At 60.2% G+C, this 21,176-nt stretch carries 23 protein-coding genes; all 23 read right to left on the bottom strand.

Annotated elements, in window-relative coordinates; all coding sequences use genetic code 11:
- Window position 1: 1 nt before the first annotated feature.
- The 23 genes from nuoN to ACR3E4_RS13435 all read right to left on the bottom strand — a co-directional run bounded on the left by nuoN (window position 2) and on the right by ACR3E4_RS13435 (window position 21,175).
- Window positions 2–1,444 (bottom strand): NADH-quinone oxidoreductase subunit NuoN, encoded by a 1,443-nt coding sequence (gene nuoN / locus ACR3E4_RS13545; RefSeq protein ID WP_480529877.1) that lies wholly within the window; start codon window positions 1,442–1,444, stop codon window positions 2–4.
- A gap of 15 nt (window positions 1,445–1,459) precedes the next feature.
- On the bottom strand, window positions 1,460–3,004 hold the full coding sequence (locus ACR3E4_RS13540; protein ID WP_480529879.1) for an NADH-quinone oxidoreductase subunit M: 1,545 nt from the start codon (window positions 3,002–3,004) through the stop codon (window positions 1,460–1,462).
- A complete protein-coding gene (gene nuoL / locus ACR3E4_RS13535) occupies window positions 3,004–5,166 on the bottom strand; it encodes an NADH-quinone oxidoreductase subunit L (RefSeq protein WP_480529881.1) in 2,163 nt (720 codons plus the stop codon). The genes ACR3E4_RS13540 and nuoL overlap by 1 nt, the downstream gene beginning before the upstream one ends.
- 6 nt (window positions 5,167–5,172) lie before the next feature.
- Complete coding sequence (nuoK, locus tag ACR3E4_RS13530; protein ID WP_005984024.1) at window positions 5,173–5,478, bottom strand: NADH-quinone oxidoreductase subunit NuoK; 306 nt, start codon at window positions 5,476–5,478, stop codon at window positions 5,173–5,175.
- A 79-nt stretch (window positions 5,479–5,557) separates the two neighbouring features.
- Window positions 5,558–6,160, bottom strand: a complete 603-nt coding sequence (locus tag ACR3E4_RS13525; RefSeq protein WP_170793604.1) for an NADH-quinone oxidoreductase subunit J — start codon at window positions 6,158–6,160, stop codon at window positions 5,558–5,560.
- Window positions 6,157–6,567, bottom strand: a complete 411-nt coding sequence (locus ACR3E4_RS13520) for a carboxymuconolactone decarboxylase family protein (protein ID WP_170545589.1) — start codon at window positions 6,565–6,567, stop codon at window positions 6,157–6,159. The genes ACR3E4_RS13525 and ACR3E4_RS13520 overlap by 4 nt, the downstream gene beginning before the upstream one ends.
- The gene (nuoI, locus tag ACR3E4_RS13515; protein ID WP_170331439.1) at window positions 6,564–7,058 is read right to left on the bottom strand and encodes an NADH-quinone oxidoreductase subunit NuoI; all 495 of its coding nucleotides are present in this window, start codon (window positions 7,056–7,058) and stop codon (window positions 6,564–6,566) included. The genes ACR3E4_RS13520 and nuoI overlap by 4 nt, the downstream gene beginning before the upstream one ends.
- 1 nt (window position 7,059) lies before the next feature.
- Window positions 7,060–8,097, bottom strand: coding sequence for an NADH-quinone oxidoreductase subunit NuoH (gene nuoH / locus ACR3E4_RS13510; RefSeq protein ID WP_480529883.1), 1,038 nt, complete (start codon window positions 8,095–8,097; stop codon window positions 7,060–7,062).
- Between the two features lie 204 nt (window positions 8,098–8,301).
- On the bottom strand, window positions 8,302–10,323 hold the full coding sequence (nuoG, locus tag ACR3E4_RS13505) for an NADH-quinone oxidoreductase subunit NuoG (protein WP_480529885.1): 2,022 nt from the start codon (window positions 10,321–10,323) through the stop codon (window positions 8,302–8,304).
- Window positions 10,324–10,326: 3 nt separating this feature from the next.
- Entirely contained in the window at window positions 10,327–10,731 is a 405-nt protein-coding gene (locus ACR3E4_RS13500) for a DUF5333 domain-containing protein (protein ID WP_480529887.1), read from the bottom strand.
- 98 nt (window positions 10,732–10,829) lie between these two features.
- Window positions 10,830–11,177, bottom strand: coding sequence for a hypothetical protein (locus tag ACR3E4_RS13495; RefSeq protein ID WP_480529889.1), 348 nt, complete (start codon window positions 11,175–11,177; stop codon window positions 10,830–10,832).
- A gap of 8 nt (window positions 11,178–11,185) precedes the next feature.
- Window positions 11,186–11,602, bottom strand: a complete 417-nt coding sequence (locus tag ACR3E4_RS13490; RefSeq protein ID WP_480529891.1) for an MAPEG family protein — start codon at window positions 11,600–11,602, stop codon at window positions 11,186–11,188.
- Between the two features lie 5 nt (window positions 11,603–11,607).
- Window positions 11,608–12,906, bottom strand: coding sequence for an NADH-quinone oxidoreductase subunit NuoF (gene nuoF, locus ACR3E4_RS13485; protein ID WP_480530585.1), 1,299 nt, complete (start codon window positions 12,904–12,906; stop codon window positions 11,608–11,610).
- A 12-nt stretch (window positions 12,907–12,918) separates the two neighbouring features.
- Complete coding sequence (locus ACR3E4_RS13480; RefSeq protein WP_480529893.1) at window positions 12,919–13,140, bottom strand: DUF5337 domain-containing protein; 222 nt, start codon at window positions 13,138–13,140, stop codon at window positions 12,919–12,921.
- A 31-nt stretch (window positions 13,141–13,171) separates the two neighbouring features.
- Entirely contained in the window at window positions 13,172–14,305 is a 1,134-nt protein-coding gene (nuoE, locus tag ACR3E4_RS13475) for an NADH-quinone oxidoreductase subunit NuoE (protein ID WP_480529895.1), read from the bottom strand.
- Complete coding sequence (locus tag ACR3E4_RS13470) at window positions 14,305–15,528, bottom strand: NADH-quinone oxidoreductase subunit D (protein ID WP_170352614.1); 1,224 nt, start codon at window positions 15,526–15,528, stop codon at window positions 14,305–14,307. Before ACR3E4_RS13470 ends, nuoE begins: the two co-directional genes overlap by 1 nt.
- Before the next feature lie 126 nt (window positions 15,529–15,654).
- Window positions 15,655–15,831, bottom strand: coding sequence for a hypothetical protein (locus ACR3E4_RS13465; protein WP_480529897.1), 177 nt, complete (start codon window positions 15,829–15,831; stop codon window positions 15,655–15,657).
- A gap of 3 nt (window positions 15,832–15,834) precedes the next feature.
- Window positions 15,835–16,437 (bottom strand): NADH-quinone oxidoreductase subunit C, encoded by a 603-nt coding sequence (locus tag ACR3E4_RS13460; protein ID WP_480529899.1) that lies wholly within the window; start codon window positions 16,435–16,437, stop codon window positions 15,835–15,837.
- Between the two features lie 11 nt (window positions 16,438–16,448).
- Complete coding sequence (locus ACR3E4_RS13455) at window positions 16,449–16,982, bottom strand: NuoB/complex I 20 kDa subunit family protein (RefSeq protein ID WP_480529901.1); 534 nt, start codon at window positions 16,980–16,982, stop codon at window positions 16,449–16,451.
- Window positions 16,973–17,338, bottom strand: a complete 366-nt coding sequence (locus ACR3E4_RS13450; RefSeq protein WP_170325678.1) for an NADH-quinone oxidoreductase subunit A — start codon at window positions 17,336–17,338, stop codon at window positions 16,973–16,975. Before ACR3E4_RS13450 ends, ACR3E4_RS13455 begins: the two co-directional genes overlap by 10 nt.
- Before the next feature lie 187 nt (window positions 17,339–17,525).
- Entirely contained in the window at window positions 17,526–18,314 is a 789-nt protein-coding gene (locus ACR3E4_RS13445) for a crotonase/enoyl-CoA hydratase family protein (protein ID WP_480529903.1), read from the bottom strand.
- 3 nt (window positions 18,315–18,317) lie between these two features.
- Entirely contained in the window at window positions 18,318–19,172 is an 855-nt protein-coding gene (locus tag ACR3E4_RS13440) for a hydroxymethylglutaryl-CoA lyase (RefSeq protein ID WP_480529905.1), read from the bottom strand.
- A 74-nt stretch (window positions 19,173–19,246) separates the two neighbouring features.
- The gene (locus ACR3E4_RS13435) at window positions 19,247–21,175 is read right to left on the bottom strand and encodes an acetyl/propionyl/methylcrotonyl-CoA carboxylase subunit alpha (protein WP_480529907.1); all 1,929 of its coding nucleotides are present in this window, start codon (window positions 21,173–21,175) and stop codon (window positions 19,247–19,249) included.
- Window position 21,176: the final 1 nt, after the last annotated feature.

Genomic DNA, 21,176 nt, shown 5'->3' with positions numbered 1-21,176 from the left:
ATCAGTTGACAAGTGTCGCCGCCGCAGCCGCCGCTGCGCCTTCCACGCCGAACTGGTAGAACACACCGATCAGCATCAGGGCCGCAGAGCCCATCAGCGCTGCCCACAGAACCGGGGTCGAGCGGGTTTCGATCGGGTCTTCGTTCTCGGCACCGAAATACATGTAGAACACGATCCGCAGGTAGTAGAACGCACCGATGACCGAGGCGATGGCCGACACGATGACCAGCCCGAACAGATCGGCGTCAATACCCGCCTGCCAGACGCCGAACTTGGCAAAGAAGCCCAGCATCGGCGGCACGCCCGCAAGGCTGAACATCAGGATCAGCAGGGCCAGCGCTTTGCCCGGATCGCGTTTCGAGAATTGCCGCAAAGCGTCGATATCCGTCACCGGCTTGCCGTCACGCTCCATCATAAGGATGAAGGCAAAGGTGCCGATATTCATCGTTACATAGATAGCCAGATACATCAGCATCGCCTTGATACCCAATTCGGTACCAGCGGCCAGACCGATCAGCGCATAGCCCATATGGGCAATCGACGAAAACGCCATCAGCCGCTTGATATCTCGCTGCCCGATAGCCGCAACCGCGCCCAGCAACATCGACAGCACGGACAACAGCACGATCACCTGTTGCCAGTCCTGCACCACGCCGCCAAACGCATCATGCAGCAGGCGCGCGAACAGCGCCATCGCAGCCACTTTGGGGGCGGTCGCAAAGAAGGCGGTGATCGGAGTCGGAGACCCTTCGTACACATCCGGTGTCCACATATGGAACGGCACGGCAGAGACCTTGAAGGCCAGACCCGAGATCAGGAAAATCAGGCCAAACAGCAAACCCAGTGACAATTCGCCATGCTGCACCGTCTGGATAATGCCCGAGAACAGCGTGGTGCCCGTAAAGCCATAGACCAGAGATGCCCCATAAAGCAGCAGACCCGAGCTGAGCGCGCCCAGCACGAAATACTTCAGGCCTGCCTCGGTCGATTTGGCGCTGTCGCGGCGCAGGGCGGCGACGACATAGAGCGACAGGGATTGCAACTCCAACCCCATATACAGCGACATCAGATCGCCTGCGCTGACCATCATCATCATGCCGACAGCCGCCAGCGCGACCAGCAGGGGATATTCGAACCGCAGCAGCCCTCGGCGCGCCATGTAGTCCTGGCTCATGACCAGAACTGCAGCGGCGGACAGCAGGATCGCCACCTTGGCAAAGCGGGCAAAGCCATCATCCACGAACATGCCGTTGAAGGCCACGTTGGTGCCGTCGCCATTCATCGCAATCCAGATCGCCAGCACCGCCATCAGGCCGGAAGTGGCCCAGACCAGCACGGGCGCAAGACCGTCTTTCGACGTGTAGACAGCCCCAATCAGCGCCGCCATCGCATAGATCGCCAGAACGATTTCCGGCAGGATAATTGTCAGATCAGCCTGGATCATGTCTCCAAAGCCTCCTTAATGCGAAGCGGCTGTCTGGGTGGCGGCGTCCGCCGCGGCCAGAGCCATGTCATAGTTCGAAATCAGCGCAGCGGTGGATTGCCCGATCACATCGGTCACCAACGACGGGTAGACGCCCAGCAGGATGGTCATCACGATCAGCGGCGCAAAGATCAGCCGCTCACGCGAGCTCATGTCTGTCATCGCCTTCAGACTTTCCTTGATCAGATCACCGAACACGACCCGACGGTACAGCCACAACGCATAACCGGCCGAGAAGATCACACCGGTCGCGGCCACTGCGGTCACCCATGTGTTGACCTGGAACGCGCCCATCAGGGTTAGGAATTCGCCGATGAACCCTGATGTGCCTGGCAGGCCGACATTGGCCATGGTGAACAGCATGAAAACCAGCGCATAGGCGGGCATCCGGATCACCAGACCGCCATAGGCGTCGATATCGCGGGTGTGCATCCGGTCATAGATCACGCCGACACACAGGAAGAGTGCTGCCGAGATGAACCCGTGGCTGAGCATCTGAAAGATCGCACCATCGATGCCCTGCTGGTTCGCGGCAAAGATACCCATGGTGACAAAGCCCATATGCGCGACCGAGGAATAGGCGATCAGCTTTTTCATATCCTCCTGCACCAGCGCCACAAGCGAGGTGTAGACAACGGCGATGGCCGACATCCACAGCACGACATCGGTCATCACCGCCGAGCCCACAGGGAACATCGGCAGGCTGAACCGCAGGAAGCCATAGCCGCCCATCTTCAGCAGGATCGCCGCCAGAACGACCGAGCCTGCAGTCGGCGCCTGCACGTGCGCATCCGGCAGCCAGGTGTGCACCGGCCACATCGGCATCTTCACCGCAAACGAGGCGAAGAAGGCGATGAACATCAGCGTCTGCATGCCGCCGACGATATAGACGCCCAGCACGCTGAACCCTTCGGACGAGAACTGATGGCTCATCAGCGCCTCGATATCCGTGGTGCCTGCATCCGCATACATTGCAACCATCGCCACCAGCATCAGCACCGAGCCGAGGAAGGTGTAGAGGAAGAACTTGAAGCTGGCATAGATGCGATCCTTGCCGCCCCAGATGCCGATGATCAGGAACATCGGGATCAGGCCCGCCTCGAAGAACAGATAGAACAGCACCAGATCCAGCGCCATGAACACGCCCAGCATCAGCGTTTCCAGCAGCAGGAAGGCGATCATGTATTCCTTGACGCGGTCCGTCACGTTCCAGCTGGCCAGAATGGTCAACGGCATGATGAAGGTGGTCAGCAGCACGAACAGAACGCTGATGCCATCGACGCCCATCTTGTATTTCAGACCCAGCAGCCATTCGCCCTCTTCCACCATCTGGAAGCCGGTATTGGACGGATCAAAGCCGGTATAGATGCCGATCGAAACCAGAAAGGTCACGCTGGTCGCAACCAGCGCGACCCATTTCGCGTTGCGCTGCGCGGCTGCGTCTTCGCCATGCAGGAACAGGGCCAGAATGCCTGCTGCGATGGCGGGGATGAAGGTGACAATAGATAGGATATTGTCCATTAGTTTGCGCCTCCGCCGATCGACATCCAGGTGACCAGGGCGGCGATGCCCAGAACCATCCAGAAGGCGTAAGTAAAGATGTATCCCGTCTGCGCCTTGCCTGCGAGGCGGGTGAAGAAGGGCACAACGCCCATGGCGACACCGTTCAGGAAGCCGTCAATGGTGTTGCCGTCGCCGCGTTTCCACAGGAACCGGCCAAGCGCCACGGTGGGTTTGACAAAGATCGCATCGTAGATCTCGTCAAAGTACCACTTGTTCAGCAGGAACAGGTACAGCGGACGCTGGTTCGCGGCCAGACGTGCGGGCAGCGAGGTGTTCACGATATAGAACCAGTAGGCCACGAGGAACCCAAGCAGCATCGCGACGAAGGGCGATACCTTGACCCATTTGGGCGCCGCATGCGCATCATCCAGAACATGGTTGTCGGGTGCGATATAAAGCGCACCTTCACCCGGCTTGCCCGTAAAGGCATAGTGATGGTCACCGCCATGGGCTGCGTCCTCGCCATGCCCGTCATCCGCGTGGGCCTCGTCCGCCTTGGCCTCATCACCGTGATGCGCGTCGGCGGTTCCGTCCGCCACATGCGCGGCATGGGTATCGGCATCGTGCCCTTCGGCATGTTCCGAGGCCTCGGCCACCGGAATGCCGTAGAACTTGCCCACCTTGTCTGCGTGGCCGAAGAAGTTGCCGTACCAGATCATCCCGGCGAACACCGCGCCCAACGACAAGACGCCCAGCGGCACCAGCATGGTCATCGGGCTTTCATGCGCATGTTCATGAGTGTGCTTGTCGCCACGTTCCTCGCCATAGAAGGTCAGGAAGATCAGGCGCCAGCTATAGAACGAGGTGAACATCGCCGCGATCACCAGCATCCAGAACGCGTATCCCGTGCCTCCGGCAAAGGCGCTTTCGATGATGGCGTCTTTCGACAGGAACCCGGCGAACCCGATCTGCGTCAGCGGAATACCCACACCGGTAATCGCCAGCGTCCCGATCATCATCGCCCAGAAGGTATAGGGGATCTTCTTCCGCAACCCGCCGTATTCCGTCATCTCCTGCTCGTGATGCATCGCGTGAATGACCGAACCGGCCCCAAGGAACAGCAGCGCCTTGAAGAACGCGTGCGTCAGCAGGTGGAACATCGCCGCCGAATACATGCCGACGCCAGCCGCCACGAACATGTAGCCCAGCTGCGAACAGGTCGAATAGGCGATGACGCGCTTGATATCGGTCTGCACCAGCCCCACGGTGGCCGCGAAGAACGCGGTCGAGGCACCGAGGAAGGTGATGAACCCGGTCGCGCCAGGCGCGAATTCCATCAGCGGCGACATGCGGCAGACGAGGAACACACCGGCGGTTACCATGGTCGCGGCGTGGATCAGCGCCGACACCGGCGTCGGGCCCTCCATCGCGTCCGGCAACCAGGTGTGCAGGATCAACTGCGCCGATTTACCCATCGCGCCGATGAACAGCAGGACACAGATCACCTCGATGGCGGTCCACTCGCCCCACAGGAAGTGCAGTTTCTCTTCCGCCAGTGCCGGAGCCGATGCGAATATATCCGAGAAATTGATGCTGTCAGTCAGGAAGAACAGCGCGAAGATTCCCAGCGCAAAGCCGAAATCGCCCACACGGTTGACGATGAACGCTTTCATCGCCGCGGCATTGGCGCTTGGCTTGCGGTAATAAAACCCGATCAGCAGGTAGGATGCGACACCCACGCCTTCCCAGCCAAAGAACATCTGAACCAGATTGTCCGCTGTCACCAGCATCAGCATGGCAAAGGTGAAGAAGGACAGATAGGCAAAGAAACGCGGCTTATAGCTCTCGCCTTCGCGCCATTGCGGATCGTGATCCATGTAGCCAAACGAGTACAGGTGAACCAGCGCCGATACGGTCGTCACCACGATCAGCATGATCGCGGTCAGCCGGTCCAGACGAATGGCCCAGCTTGTCGACAGCGAGCCGCTTTCGATCCAGCGCATGATCTCGATTTGCTGGGTGTGGCCGTCAAATGTCAGGAACACGATCCAGGACAGCAGACAGGCCAGAAACAGCAGACCAGTGGCGGTCCACATGGCGGCTTTCTCACCAATGAACTTCCAGCCGAAGCCGCAGAGGATTGCGCCCACCAGCGGGGCAAAGAGGATGGTGGTTTCCATGTTCTCTTACCCCTTCATCATATTGACGTCTTCAACCGCGATGGTGCCACGGTTGCGGAAGAAACAGACCAGAATGGCCAGCCCGATCGCCGCCTCAGCCGCCGCAACGGTCAGCACGAACAGCGTGAAGACCTGCCCGACCAGATCGCCGAGAAAGCTGGAAAACGCCACGAGGTTGATATTCACCGCCAGCAGCATCAGCTCGATGCTCATCAGCAGGATGATGACGTTCTTGCGGTTCAGAAAGAGACCGAAGATGCCGATGACGAACAGCGTCGCCGCTACAGTCAGGTAATGTTCGAGTCCGATCATATGGCCGTTCCTGTCCTTCTCGCGGCACCGAAGTCTTGAAAAGACTTCGAGCCGATTTTTTTTAAAAAAATCGGGTCTGTCACAACCCCTGCCCCGGTTTCACATCCTTCAGCTCCATCGCTTTGGCCGGGTCGCGCATCATCTGGCCGATGATGTCCTGACGCTTGATGTCCTGACGGTGGCGCAGCGTCAGCACGATGGCACCGATCATGGCCACCAGCAGGATCAGGCCCGCCAGTTGGAACAGAAGGAAGTATTGATCATAAAGGATAACACCCAGCGCCTCGGTGTTGTGGCGGTCTGTCGGGACCGGCTGCGCCAGATTGGCCGCCGCACCCTGCGCACTGTCCCAAGCCCCAAAGGCCATGACGAATTGCATCAGGATCACCAGGCCGATCAGCAGGGCCAGCGGCATGTAGCGCGCCATCTCGGCCTTGAGCTCGGCAAAGTCGACGTCCAGCATCATCACCACGAACAAGAACAGCACCGCGACCGCGCCCACGTAGACGATGATCAGCAGCATCGCCACGAACTCGGCCCCCAGCAGCACGAACAGCCCCGCCGCCGATAGGAAAGACAGGATCAGCCACAGCACCGAGTGCACGGGCTGGCGGCTGATAACAGTGAACAGCCCGCCGGTGATGGCGCTGATGGCAAACAGGTAGAAGGCAAAGACGGTCATTGATCCTCATCCTCGTTATCGCCCATGACCTCTTGCGCCAGATCCAGCGCGCGGGTCATGGCCGGGATGCCGGCAAAAACCGACATCTGGCCGATCGTTTCCACGATCTCTTGTTTCTTGGCACCGGCCTCCAGCGCGTGCCGCACGGTCTGACGCACCGCCGAGTCCGCCTGAGCGCCCTGACAGGTCAGCCCGGCCAGCGTCAGCAGCAGGCGGGTCTTGGCATCCAGCCCGTCCTTGTTGACGGTGTTGCCAAACATCATCTCCATGACCTCTTTCGGCATGGTCGGCCACAGCGCCTCGAACCCTTTGGGCGAGAAATTCTCCATCGCCGGGTTCATCGCTTTGGCCATGTCCTGAGCCTGCTTCATCATCAGCTCGAACGGATTTGTCGGGCTGTCGGTCATCGGTACGGCGCGTCCATTTCCAGATTGCGAGCGATCTCGGCTTCCCAGCGTTCGCCGTTATCCAGCAGTTTTTCCTTGTCGTAGAACAGCTCTTCGCGGGTTTCGGTGGCGAATTCGAAGTTCGGGCCTTCGACGATGGCATCGACCGGGCAGGCCTCTTGGCAGAAACCGCAATAGATGCATTTGGTCATGTCGATATCGTACCGCGTGGTGCGGCGGCTGCCGTCCTCGCGCGGTTCGGCGTCGATGGTGATGGCCTGTGCGGGGCAGACCGCCTCGCAGAGTTTGCAGGCGATGCAGCGTTCTTCGCCGTTCGGATAACGACGCAGGGCGTGTTCGCCGCGGAACCGCGGGGACAGAGGGCCCTTTTCGTGCGGATAGTTCACGGTGGCCTTGGGGGCGAAGAAATACTTCAGCCCCAGCTTCATACCGACCCAGAAGTCCTGCAGCAGGAAATACTTGGCAGCGCGGGTGTAGTCGATTTGGGTCATATCAGCCTCCTACGCTCCAACGCGCGAACGCGCCCCAGAACCAGTCGAATTTCGCCGCGAAGGCCACAAAGACCACCCAGACCAACGAGAATGGCAGGAAGACTTTCCAGCCCAAACGCATCAATTGGTCATAGCGGTAGCGAGGCGTAATCGCCTTGACCATTGCGAAGAGGAAAAAGAAGAACGCCATCTTGCCAACCATCCACAGCACGCCATCGGGCAGGCCCGGGATGGGTGACAGCCAGCCGCCGAAAAACAGCAGCGTGGTCAAGGCGCACATCAGGAAGATGGCGATGTATTCGCCCGCCATGAACAGCAGGAAGGGCGTGGCCGAGTATTCGACCTGATAACCGGCAACCAGTTCCGATTCCGCCTCGGGCAGATCAAACGGCGGGCGATTGGTTTCGGCCAGTGCCGAGATGAAGAACAGGAAGACCATCGGGAAATGCGGCAGCCAGTACCAGCTGAACAGGCCCAGCCCGCCATCCTGCGCGCGGACGATGTCGCCAAAGTTCATCGAACCGGTCGAGATGATCACGCCGATGATAATCAGGCCGATCGAGACCTCATAGGAAATCATCTGCGCCGCCGAGCGCAGAGACCCAAGGAACGGGTACTTTGAGTTCGACGCCCAACCGCCCATGATCACGCCATAAACCTCCAACGAAGACACGGCAAAGACATAGAGGATGGCGACGTTGATATCCGACAGAACCCAGCCATCGTTGAACGGGATCACCGCCCAGGCGATCATCGCCAACACGAAGGATGTCAGCGGCGCAAGGATGAAAACGGTTCGGTCGGCCCCTGCCGGGATCACCACCTCTTTGACCACATATTTCAGCGCATCCGCCACCGATTGCAGCAGACCATAAACGCCAACCACATTGGGTCCGCGGCGCATCTGGACGGCGGCCCAGATTTTGCGGTCGCCATAGACAAGGAACAACAGCGAGATCATCACAAAGGCAACAACCGCAAGCACTTGCGCCAGAATGATGATGGCTATTCCGCCGGGGGTGTTAAAGAATTCAGCCATTGGTCCTCACACCGTGGGTATTCCGTTTTCCGCGCGCGATGCAAAGGCCAGATGCCTGCGCAATCTGCGGCTGGGTCGGCGCGTTGGTGTAAACAGCATCTGCCGCTTCAGCGCCACCCTTAATCGTGGGGTCCACACGCATTTGAGGTGCAGCTGTGTGCCAACCGGCACCCGCACCTGCTTGCGATATGAAACGTGCCCGGTTCATTCCGCCGCAATCTTCTCGGATTTGCGGGCCTGCGCCTGCGCCGACAGCTCGGCCATCAATTGCGAGGCTCGGGCAATCGGGTTGGTCAGGTAGAAATCCTTGACCGCATTGCGGAAGGTTGCTTTGCCCAGCGGGCCTGCATCAAGCACCTGAACCTCGTTCTGGATCACCTCGTCGATGCGGGCCAGATGCGGAACCGCCTCGATCAGCGCGGTGCGAAGCTGCGCCAGCGAGTCGAAGGGCAGCGTCGCGCCCAACTCGGCGGACAAGGCCCGCAGGATCGCCCAGTTTTCCTTGGCCTCACCCGGCGCGAACCCGGCGCGCATCGCCAGTTGTGGGCGGCCTTCGGTGTTCACGAACAATCCGTTCTCCTCGGTATAGGCCGCACCCGGCAGGATCACGTCGGCGCGGTGTGCGCCCCGGTCGCCATGGCTGCCCTGATAGATCACGAACGCGCCTTCACCAATCTCGACCTCATCCGCGCCGAGGTTATAGATCACGTCAGCCGCGCTGACCGCCTCCATGCCGCCTGCGTTGGTGGCATCCACATCCATCGCGCCGACACGCGACGCCGCGGTGTGCAGGATCAGCAGGCCGCTTTCGGTATTGGCCGCGATGGCCTGCGCGGTAGCCAGAACGGCGGCACCGTCGGCCTCTTGCAGCGCGCCCTGCCCGACAATAACCAAGGAGCGTTTGCCCTTGATCTCATCATCGCCGCCCATATCCACAACTTGTTGCAGCGCCGCGCGGTCGCCGCCCATGTGGTGATAGTCATAAGTCAGATCAACCGCAGGCCCGACCAGAGCCACTTCGGCCCCATGTGCCCAGGCCTTGCGGATGCGGGCGTTCAGGACCGGAGCTTCGTCACGCGGATTGGTGCCAATCAGCAAGATACGCTCGGCACTGTCGATGTCCTCGATGGCGGCAGTTCCGGCATAGGCACTGCGGTTGCCCGCAGGCAAACGCGCGCCATCGGTGCGGCATTCGACAACACCGCCCTGCCCTTCGATCATCTGTTTCAAGGCGAATACCGCCTCGACAGGGGCCAGATCGCCGACGATGCCCGCCGGTTTCTCGGCCCCTTTCAGAGCCTCGGCTGCTTTGGTCAGCGCCTCGGGCCACGTTGCGGGGTGCAGCTTGCCGTTCTCACGCACATAGGGCTTGTCCAGACGCTGACGGCGCAGCCCGTCCCAGACGAAACGGGTCTTGTCGCTGATCCATTCCTCGTTCACGCCGTCATGGTTACGCGGCAGGAAACGCATGACTTCGCGGCCCTTGGTATCGACGCGGATGTTTGAGCCCAGAGCATCCATCACATCGATGCTTTCGGTCTTGGTCAGTTCCCACGGACGGGCGGTAAAAGCGTAAGGCTTCGATGTCAGCGCGCCCACCGGGCACAGGTCGATGATGTTGCCTTGCAGGTTCGAATCCAGTGTCTGGTTCAAATACGAGGTGATCTCGGCATCTTCCCCCCGCCCGGTCTGACCCATCTGGGTGATCCCCGCGACCTCGGTGGTAAACCGCACACAGCGCGTACAGCTAATACAACGGGTCATCGCAGTGCCAACCAGCGGCCCCAGATCCAGATCATCCACCGCGCGCTTGGCTTCCTTGAAGCGCGTGCCGGACAGACCATAGGCCATCGCCTGATCCTGAAGGTCACACTCGCCGCCCTGATCGCAGATCGGGCAATCCAGCGGGTGGTTGATCAGCAGGAATTCCATCACCCCTTCGCGGGCCTTCTTGACCATGGGCGAGTTCGTCTTGACCACGGGCGGCTGCCCTTCCGGCCCTGGGCGCAGGTCGCGCACCTGCATCGCGCACGAGGCGGCGGGTTTCGGCGGCCCGCCCACAACCTCGACCAGACACATCCGGCAGTTCCCGGCAATCGACAGACGCTCGTGATAGCAGAAGCGCGGCACCTCGACCCCGGCCTCTTCACAGGCCTGGATCAGGGTCATCGCACCATCGACTTCGATTTCCTGCCCGTCGATATTGACTTTGCGGAGGTCAGACATGGTCTAGTTCGCCCTCAAATACACGCCAATGGCGCTGTTTCTTTCGATTTCCTTCTTGCCCAGCTTGCAGAAGGATTTGGGATTTTCGTAGGACACGCCGTTTTTAGACAGGTATGCCTCGCCCTTGGCACGCATCCGGTCTTTCTCGGCATCCGAATCCACATAGGCGCGGATTTCGGTGTCCGAATATCCCAGTTCATTCGCTTTGGACCGCAGGCCCCACATCACACTAATCGCTTTTAACCGACGCCCACTGATCGAGGGGCAGTATTCCGAGATCTCATTTGCGATGGCGATGTAGTAGAGTTCGTTGTCAATCTCTTTGACTTCGCGCAAGGGCGGTTTCGCCTCGGCGGCGACGGGAAGTATCAGCACGGTGGCCAGAGCGAGCTTTTTCAAAACAGACATGAGGTTTCCTTTCGTCTTGGGTTCCCCAAGACGCCCCCCATCCGCCCTGCTAGACAATATCGCCCGACCTTCCGGCGCGTGATATCTGATAACCTTGCTCATGGACGCTGACACGTTCCTGCAAAGACCAGTTTGTCATTCTCGATTCGCAGGTTCTGCGGCTCGGTATCGGGGCCAACGGACCATTTGATCCGCGAGGATCCGAAATTCTGCACGCAATATTTGGTGCCCTCAAAGCGCCCAGCCTCGCGCGCGCCATCGAACGAGGCGGAAACCCCATTCACGGTGACCGTGAATTGAGTCGGCATTCGCTTCTTGTCGACGGCTTTGGCCTTGGTGCGGAAATACTGGCCGTCAAAGGCAACGCGCGTGGCGCTTGACGGTGCTTCTCCACACGCCACAAGCAACGTCATCACAGCCAGCGCACCGGTCAGGGATCGTGTCATTCGCATCATCAGAACGCCGCCACCAATGCGAAAAGGCCCGTCAGAACCATGCAGACCCAACCGGCCACATAGGCGACCGAGCGCAGTCCGCTATGCGGTTTGCCAAGTCCGCGCAGGTGGATCACCAACATCAAAATGCGGGCCAGCAGCGCCAGAGATGCAAGCAGATTGATCCAAAACGGGCTTGCGCCCAACAGGATCGCAGCAACCGTCACGGTCAGAAATGCAGGCAGGGTTTCGGTGCCGTTCAGATAAGCACGGTTCAGTCGATAAGCCTTGTCTGAATAGTCCTGATCCGGAGTCGCACCCGGTGCCAGCCCCTTGCCCGCCTTGGCCAAGGCCGAGAACGGCGACATGAACAAAACGATCAGGGTAAAGATCACCAACGCGGCAATCGCGTGAGAATATTCAGCATATGCTTCCATAAGACTTACTCCGCCGCCATCGCACCCATGCGGCCCGTTTTCTGGGCCTTGATGCGATCTTCGATCTCTTCACGGAAGTTGCGGATCAGACCCTGGATCGGCCAGGCGGCCGCATCGCCAAGGGCGCAGATCGTGTGACCTTCGACCTGTTTGGTCACGTCGAACAGCATGTCGATCTCTTCCAGTTCCGCCTCGCCACGCACCAGACGGTCCATGACGCGCATCATCCAGCCGGTGCCTTCGCGGCAGGGCGTACACTGGCCGCAGCTCTCGTGCTTGTAGAATTTCGACAGACGCCAGATCGCCTTGATGATGTCGGTGGACTTGTCCATCACGATCACCGCCGCCGTGCCAAGGCCCGAGCCCAGCTCACCCCGCAGATAGTCGAAATCCATAATCGCATCGCGCATGTTCTCGCCACGCACGCACGGCACGGACGAGCCGCCGGGGATCACCGCCAGCAGATTGTCCCAACCGCCGCGAATGCCGCCGCAATGGGTTTCGATCAGATCCTCGAAGGAAATCGACATCGCCTCTTCGACGACACAGGGGTTGTTCACATGGCCCGAGATCGCAAACAGCTTGGTGCCTGCGTTGTTCTGACGGCCAAAGCCCGCGAACCAATCCGCACCCCGGCGCAGGATGGTCGGCACAACAGCGATGGATTCCACGTTGTTCACCGTGGTTGGGCAGCCATACAGACCCGCACCAGCCGGGAACGGAGGTTTCATCCGCGGCATACCCTTCTTGCCCTCAAGGCTTTCAATCAGGGCGGTTTCCTCGCCGCAGATATAGGCCCCGGCGCCGTGATGCAGGAACAGATCAAAATCCCAGCCCGATCCGGCGGCGTTCTTGCCCAGCAGCCCCGCGTCATAGGCTTCGTCAATTGCCGCCTGCAACGCCTCACGCTCGCGGATATATTCACCGCGCAGGTAGATATAGCAGGTATGCGCGTTCATCGCGAAAGACGCGATCAGGCACCCCTCGATCAGCGTATGCGGATCGTGGCGCATGATCTCGCGGTCCTTGCAGGTTCCGGGCTCGGATTCATCCGCGTTTACAACCAGATAGGACGGGCGCCCATCGCTTTCCTTGGGCATGAACGACCATTTCAGGCCGGTCGGGAAACCCGCACCGCCACGTCCGCGCAGCCCCGAGTCCTTCATCGTCTGGATAATCCAGTCGCGCCCCTTTTCGATCAGGCCAGCAGTGCCGTCCCAATGCCCCCGGGCCTGCGCGCCGCGCAACGTGCGCTCGTGCATCCCGTAGATGTTGGTAAAGATCCGGTCCTGATCCTTCAGCATCATGTCTTACCTTCAGCTGTCCTGACGCATGCGCCAGAGTTGAAATATGTTCACGCCCGCATAGATGAATCCTGCCAGAGCGGCAAAATCAAACAACAGCGCATAGCGCCCCGGCATCCCCAGCGCGGGGCCGACAAATAAAGTCATGCCAAGCCAAACCACCATCGTCACGGCGATGACGATGCCGATATGTCGGCCCTTTCGGGCTATGGCCTGTTCCTTGTCCTTGTCCATCTCATCCCGATGCCCCGGATGGGCATCTGTCCTAGTCTTCGTAAGTGCCGTCTTCCTTGGCACGTTTGGCAAACTCGGTGTCCTCACCCGCCGCCAGCTTGGCCGCCTGTTCGATCCAGCCGTCGCGTTCGATCCGGCCCTTGAACTTCAGCCGGGCGTCAACCCAGGCCACCTGTTCGGGCGTCCAGGCCGCGATCTGGTCGTAGTGGTAGAAGCCCAGTTCGTTCAGTGTTTCTTCGAGCTTGGGCCCGACGCCTTTCAGCAGCTTGAGGTCATCTGCCTTGCCTTCCCTCGCGCTGGTCAGCGTCTCAGGTTGATCTTCCTTGACCTCGGCAGCTTCAGGTTTGGTTTCCTTGGCCTTGGCCTTCGCCTCAGCAGCTTGTTTCGCCGCCGGTTTCGGCGCTTCGGGCGCTTTCGGAGGTTTCGCAGCCGCCGAAGCGCCCGCCTGTTTGCCATCCTTGTCCAGCCACGGCGTCAGGATCGGCACCTCTGATCCGTCAATGCGCTTGACGGTGTCGCCCAGATCGGTCGCCAGTTGCACGCTGGCATTGTACTGCGTCCGGCCGCTGTCATGTTCGGTCAGGCTGGTCAGCCCTTTCAGCGGTTCCGCCCCATAGCGCCCGTTTTGCGGGCCCGGCACCGGCACCTTGCCCGCCGTCAGATCATCGATGATCAGGCCGAAGCTCTCAGCCGTCAGGTCTTCGTAATAATCTTTGCCAATCTGCGCCATCGGCGCGTTGGTGCAGGACCCGAGACATTCGACCTCTTCCCAGCTCAGCTTGCCATCGGCAGAGAGTTCATGCGGTTTCGCAGCGATCTTGTCCTTGCAGACCGCAATCAGATCCTCGGCCCCGCAGATCATGCAGGAGGTCGTGCCGCACACCTGAATATGTGCTACAGACCCAACCGGTTGCAGTTGGAACATGAAGTAGAACGAGGCCACTTCGAGCACGCGAATATAGGCCATGCCCAGCATGTCGGCGACAGACTCGATCGCCGGGCGGCTCAACCAGCCCTCCTGCTCCTGCGCGCGCCATAGCAGGGGAATAACCGCGCTAGCCTGACGCCCCTCAGGGTATTTCGTGATTTGCGCTTCGGCCCATTGCTGGTTGGCAGCGGTGAAGGCGAAGCTGTCGGGTTGTTCGGGATGCAGACGGCGGAGCATTAGCGGTCAATCTCTCCAAATACGACGTCCATGGTGCCGATGATGGCAGCGACGTCGGCCAGTTGGTGCCCACCGGCAACGTGGTCCATGGCTTGCAGGTGCAGGAAACCCGGCGCGCGCAGTTTGGCGCGGTAGGGTTTGTTGGTGCCGTCGGCGACCAGATAGACGCCGAATTCGCCCTTGGGGGCCTCGACGGCGGCATAAACCTCGCCCGCGGGGACGTGGAAGCCTTCGGTATACAGCTTGAAGTGATGGATCAGACTTTCCATCGAGGTCTTCATGTCCGAGCGTTTCGGCGGGGTGATCTTGCCACGCGCCAGAACGTCGCCGGGGCATTCGCGGATTTTGGCGATGGCCTGACGGATGATCAGCAGCGACTGGCGCATTTCTTCCATGCGCACGAGGTAGCGGTCATAGCAGTCGCCGTTCTTGCCGACGGGGATCTGGAACTCGAACTCGTCGTAGCATTCATAGGGCTGCGCGCGGCGCAGGTCCCATGCCAGACCTGATCCGCGCACCATAACGCCCGAGAAGCCGTATTTCTGGATGTCATCCTCGGTCACCACACCAATATCGGCGTTGCGCTGTTTGAAGATGCGGTTTTCGGTCAGCAGACCGTCGATATCGTCCAGAACGGCGGGGAATTCGTGGCTCCACGCCTCGATATCATCCAGCAGTTCCGGCGGCAGGTCTTGATGGACCCCACCAGGGCGGAAATAGGCGGCGTGCAGGCGGGCACCACAGGCACGCTCATAGAACACCATCAGCTTTTCGCGTTCCTCGAAACCCCAGAGCGGCGGGGTCAGCGCGCCGACGTCCATCGCCTGCGTGGTCACGTTCAGCAGGTGGTTAAGAATACGCCCGATCTCGGAATAGAGGACCCGGATCAGAGAGCCGCGACGCGGAACCTCGACCCCGGTCAGCTTTTCGATGGCCAGACACCAGGCGTGTTCCTGGTTCATCGGCGCCACATAATCCAACCGGTCGAAATACGGCAGGTTCTGCAGATACGTCCGGCTCTCCATCAGCTTTTCGGTACCACGGTGCAGCAGGCCGATATGCGGGTCGCAACGCTCGACGATCTCGCCGTCCAATTCGAGCACCAGACGCAGAACCCCGTGCGCCGCAGGGTGTTGCGGGCCGAAGTTGATGTTGAAATTGCGGATCTTCTGTTCTCCGCTCAGCGCGTCCGTGCTGCCGTCATCATATCTTGAGCCGTCCATCAACGCCCTCGTTTGTTCTTTTTCGCCTCAGCCCGGACCCGGACCTTTTCGGCTTCGGCTGCCTTGGCTGCAGCCCCTGCAAGCAAGACGCCCAATGCGCCCAAAATGATCAATTCGCCCATCATGTCAGCGCCGCTCCATCTCTTGCAGTTTCATCGCCATCATCCACAACAAGACGATCACGACCGGAGAGATAATGCAGGCAAACGCCCAGTTCTTGTTGATCCCGAAATGCGGCAGCAGCTTGATCATCGGCACGACCGTCGCCACCACCAGAATTATCCAGATCAGGAACTCAAACATGACTTACGACTCCTGTTTCTCATCCCCCGGAAGAATGTAGTTGGCACCTTCCCACGGGGACATGAAATCGAACTGACGGTATTCCTGCACCAGACTGACCGGTTCGTAGACCACACGCTTTTGCGCCTCGTCATAGCGGACCTCTGTGTAACCGGTGGTTGGGAAATCCTTGCGCAGCGGATAGCCCCGGAACCCATAGTCGGTCAGGATGCGCCGCAGATCCGGGTGACCCGAGAACAGGATGCCGAACATGTCGAACACCTCACGCTCGAACCAGTTGGCCGAGGGGTGGACGTCAACGATCGAGGGCACCATGTCCTCCTCGCGGATCGAGACCCGCAGGCGGATACGCTGGTTCTGGTACATCGACAGGAAGTGATAGACCACGTCGAACCGCTTGGCCCGTTCGGGGTAGTCGACGCCGGTGATGTCCACGAGGGTCGAAAACTTGCAGTTCTGATCGTTCCGCAGAAACTCGACGAACTCTACCAGATTCGAAGGCGCCACATCGACATTCAGCTCGCCATGGGTCACGTCCCAGGACAGAACGCAATCGGCCCGTTTCAGTTCCAGCTGCGTGCCGAGTTCCTTGAGTGCTTCGCTCATCCCCACTCTCCTCAGCGTACAATCGTGCCGGTACGGCGGATTTTGCGTTGCAGTTGCATCAGACCGTACAGCAATGCTTCGGCGGTCGGAGGGCAGCCGGGCACATAGATATCCACCGGCACAACGCGGTCGCAGCCACGCACGACCGAATAGGAATAGTGATAGTAGCCGCCGCCATTGGCGCAGGATCCCATTGAGATCACATAGCGTGGCTCGGGCATCTGGTCGTAGACCTTGCGCAGTGCCGGGGCCATCTTGTTGGTCAACGTACCGGCCACGATCATCACATCCGACTGACGCGGAGAGGCACGCGGCGCGATACCGAACCTTTCCGCATCATAGCGCGGCATCGAGGTGTGCATCATCTCAACCGCGCAGCAGGCGAGACCGAATGTCATCCAGTGCAGCGAACCAGTGCGCGCCCAGTTGATGATGTCTTCGGTCGATGTCAGCAAGAATCCCTTGTCCTGCAGCTCGGCATTCAGGGCCTGGGTGGCGACTTCCTTGTCGACGCCGCCGGTGTTTGCACCCGTCATCACTCCCATTCCAGGGCCCCCTTCTTCCATTCATAGGCAAAGCCGATGGTCAGCACCGCCAGGAACACCATCATGGACCAGAAGCCGACATCGCTGATGTCTTTGAAGCCGACGGCCCAAGGGAACAGGAAGGCGATTTCCAGATCGAAGATGATGAAGAGAATCGAGACCAGATAGAATCGGACATCGAATTTCATCCGCGCGTCATCGAAGGCGTTGAAGCCACATTCATATGCGCTGACTTTTTCCGGGTCGGGATTGCGGACGGCCAATACAACAGCGGCAAGAATCAAGACGATTCCAAGGCCTACGGCAACGGCCAGAAACACCAGAATCGGGAGGTACTCCCGTAGCAGGTCTTCCACGTATAGCTCCTTTCCTGCGCAAACCCCAAAGGGACGCACGGTCAATTGGCGTGTTGACTGGACATTCTCTATCCGTGCGGGGTCAGAGGGTCAACCGAACACAGACGCGCAGAGAGCTATTATTGCGCTTGCTTTCCCAACAAGCGGCGCTGACGTTGCATCCCAGCCGAGAGTCGCGGCAATCGGGCTAAACCTGTTTATTCCATATAGGTTTTCGCTTGTCGAAGAACGCGGCGATTCCCTCGCGCGCCTCATCGGTTTCCCAACGCGCGACCAGCCCGCGAATGGTCTGGTCGATCACTGCATCGTCAATAGATGGCCCCAGCGACCGGACCAGCTCCTTGGCCGAGGCGACAGCTCCGGGCGCGCAGGAGAGATAAGGCAGCACCTCGGCCTCAACCGCATCCGCCAGAGCGTCGGCGGGCACTGTCCGGGCCAGCAGACCCAGCTCGACCGCTTCCGCCGCATCAAACAGGCGAGCCGACATAAAGACCCGTCGTGCCCGCGCCTCACCCATGCGGGCGATGACATAGGGGCCGATGGTGGCCGGGATCAGACCCAGACGGGTTTCGGTCAGGCCCATCTTCAGGCTCTCTACCCCGATCGCCACATCACAGACCGATGCCATACCGACCCCGCCGCCAAACGCATTGCCCTGTAATGCTCCGATCAAGGGCTTGGGCAGGGTGTTCAGCGCATTCAGCATCTCGGCCAGCTTGCGCGCCTCGACAAAGCGCGTCTCGGGGTCGGCCGCCATCTGCGCCTGCATCCATCCCAGATCACCACCGGCACAGAAACTCTTGCCCGAGGCGGTCAGAACCACCACCCGCACCGCCTCATCATTAGTCAGTTGACCGGCGGCCTGCGTCAGCTCGGCAATCATCTGCGCGGACAGCGCGTTGTGCTTTTCAGAACGATCCAGCGTGAGTGTTGCGACGCCGCGTGCGTCTGTATTCAGCGTAATGGTCTCGAACATTTCCTATTCCGCCCGCATTGCCCGCGCCATGTCTGCCGCCTGTTCCAAAACAGACGCATCCAGACCGGTCTCATATCCCAACCGCTCCAGATGTGCGGCTACAGCTTCGGTCGCGACATTACCCGCAGCGCCCGGCGCATAGGGGCAGCCACCCAGCCCCCCCACGGCGGAATCAAATACCCGCACGCCCAGCGCCAACGAGGCGTCAATATTATCAATCGCCCGTCCGTTGGTGTCGTGGAAATGCCCCGCGAGCCGGGTAACCGGCACCCGTTCACGCACGGCCAGCAACATATGCGCGATCTTGTCCGGGGTCCCCTGCCCAATCGTATCGCCCAGCGAAATCTCATAGCAGCCGTGGGCAAACAGGGCATCCGCCACCTCGGCCACTTTTTCGGGCGGTGTCGGTCCGTCATAAGGGCAATCCGTCACGCAGGAGACATAGCCCCGGACCGGCAGATCGATATGCCGCGCCGCTTCGAGAATGGGCACAAACCGTTCGATGGATTCGGCAATCGTCGCGTTGATATTCGCCTTCGAGAACCCTTCGGACGCCGAAGCAAACACCGCAATCTCGTCCGCCTTGGCCGCCAACGCGTCCTCATACCCGCGCATATTCGGCGTCAGCGCAGCATAGCGCACGCCGTCGGCCCGCGAGATCCCGGCCAGAACATCACCGCTGCCCGCCATCTGCGGCACCCATTTGGGAGAGACAAAGCTGGCAACCTCGATCCGATTGAACCCGGCCCGGCTGAGGCAATCGACCAGCGCCACCTTCTCGGCCACTGGAATCTCGCGCTGTTCGTTTTGCAACCCGTCCCGCGGCCCGACCTCGAATATCTCGACCCGTTCTTTCATCAGCGCATTCCTTCCCGGCTTCTTCTCGTTTCAAATACGGATGACTGTGCCACGCAATGCACTGTCCGAACAGATCAATCCTCAGCCAGCCGAACCAGCGCCGCCCCGGCCTCGACCTGAGCGCCTGCTTCGGCCAGCACCTCGGCCACTACACCGTCGCGCGCGGCCAGCAGCGAATGCTCCATCTTCATGGCTTCCAGGATGGCCAGACGGTCGCCTTCCTTCACCGCCTGCCCAGCCGAGGCAAAGACGGCCTTGACCAAACCGGGCATCGGCGCCTCGATCACGTTGTTGTCGCCCGCCGCACTGGCATCACGGTCCAGAGGGTCCACGACCTCGAACACCTGCCCATAATCATCGAACACGGTGACCTGAGATCCTGCGAAGGCAACGTTGGGCATGGGTTTTCCATCGATGGTCCAACTACCGAGGTGCTGTGCAACGAGTTGCGCGCCTTCAACCTCCCAAACCTGCCGATCCGGGCCTTCGACCTGTACATCCAGATCAACACTCTCTCCATTCCGCAGCAACTGCACCGCGCGGTGTAACGGAGCCCAGAGGGTAAAGCCTGTTACAGAATTTGTGTCTGCCAGACCCAGCGCCGTCATAGCCGCAGCCACCGCTGACGCATGACCAGTGTCAGCCGACTGTACCAAATCCTCAAGGTCGCGCCCGATCAGCCCGGTATCCACATCGCCCGACGCAAACCCGCTGTGACGCGTCAAGGCGCCAAGGAATGCAAGGTTGGTCACCGTCCCGGCAACCTCGGTGCGGCGCAAGACGCGATGCAGGCTCTCCAAGGCGACCGCGCGTGTCGGGCCGTGCACCACGACCTTGGCGATCATCGGATCATACCACGGGCTGATCGTATCCCCTGCCCGTACACCACTATCGGCGCGACATTCCTGCGGGAAATGCAGATGGGTCAGAGTACCGGTCGCAGGCAGAAAGCCCTTGGGCACATCCTCGGCGTAAAGCCGCGCCTCGAAGGAATGCCCGTTGATCGACAAATCATCCTGCTGTTTCGGCAGGCTTTCGCCCGCCGCCACCCGCAACTGCCATTCCACCAGATCGACACCGGTGATCGCCTCAGTCACAGGGTGTTCGACCTGCAGGCGCGTGTTCATCTCCATGAACCAGAACCGATCCGGTCGCAGCCCGTCCGAGGCATCGACGATGAACTCAACCGTCCCCGCGCCTTTATACCAGATGGCCTCAGCCGCGCGCACGCCCGCCTGCCCCATCGCTTCGCGCATTTCAGTTGTCATGCCGGGGGCCGGGGCCTCTTCGATCACCTTCTGATGCCGCCGCTGGAGCGAGCAATCGCGCTCGAACAAATGCACCGCATGGGTACCATCACCAAAGACCTGCACCTCGATGTGGCGGGGCTTGGCGACAAATTTCTCGACCAGAACGGCATCATTGCCAAAGGCGGTCTTCGCCTCACCACGCGCACTGTCCAAAGCGGTCGCGAAATCCTCGGGCCGCTCGACCAGCCGCATCCCCTTGCCGCCACCGCCCGCAACGGCCTTGATCAGAACAGGGTAGCCGATGGTATCCGCCGCGCCCGACAGATGTTCCGGGTCCTGATTGTCCCCATGATAGCCGGGCACCACGGGAACCCCCGCCTGCTCCATCAACACCTTGGCGGCGTCCTTCAGACCCATCTTGCGGATCGCATCCGCCGAAGGGCCAATAAAGGTCAGCCCCGCAGCCTCAACCGCATCCACGAAATCCGGATTCTCGGACAGAAAGCCATAGCCGGGATGGATCGCCTGCGCGCCCGTACTCAGCGCGGCCTGAATGATCACATCGCCCTTAAGATAGCTCTCAGCCGGGGCCGCACCACCGATATGAACGGCTTCATCCGCCATCTGCACATGCTTTGCCGACTTATCCGCATCGGAATAGACCGCAACGCATGAGACACCCATTTTCTGAGCGGTTTCCATGACCCGGCAGGCAATCTCGCCCCGGTTGGCAATCAGGATTTTGTTGAACATG

This window comes from Ruegeria sp. AP11, assembly GCF_056535865.1.
Note: the sequence above shows the minus strand (reverse complement) of the source record. Positions and strands in the feature narration are given on the sequence as shown.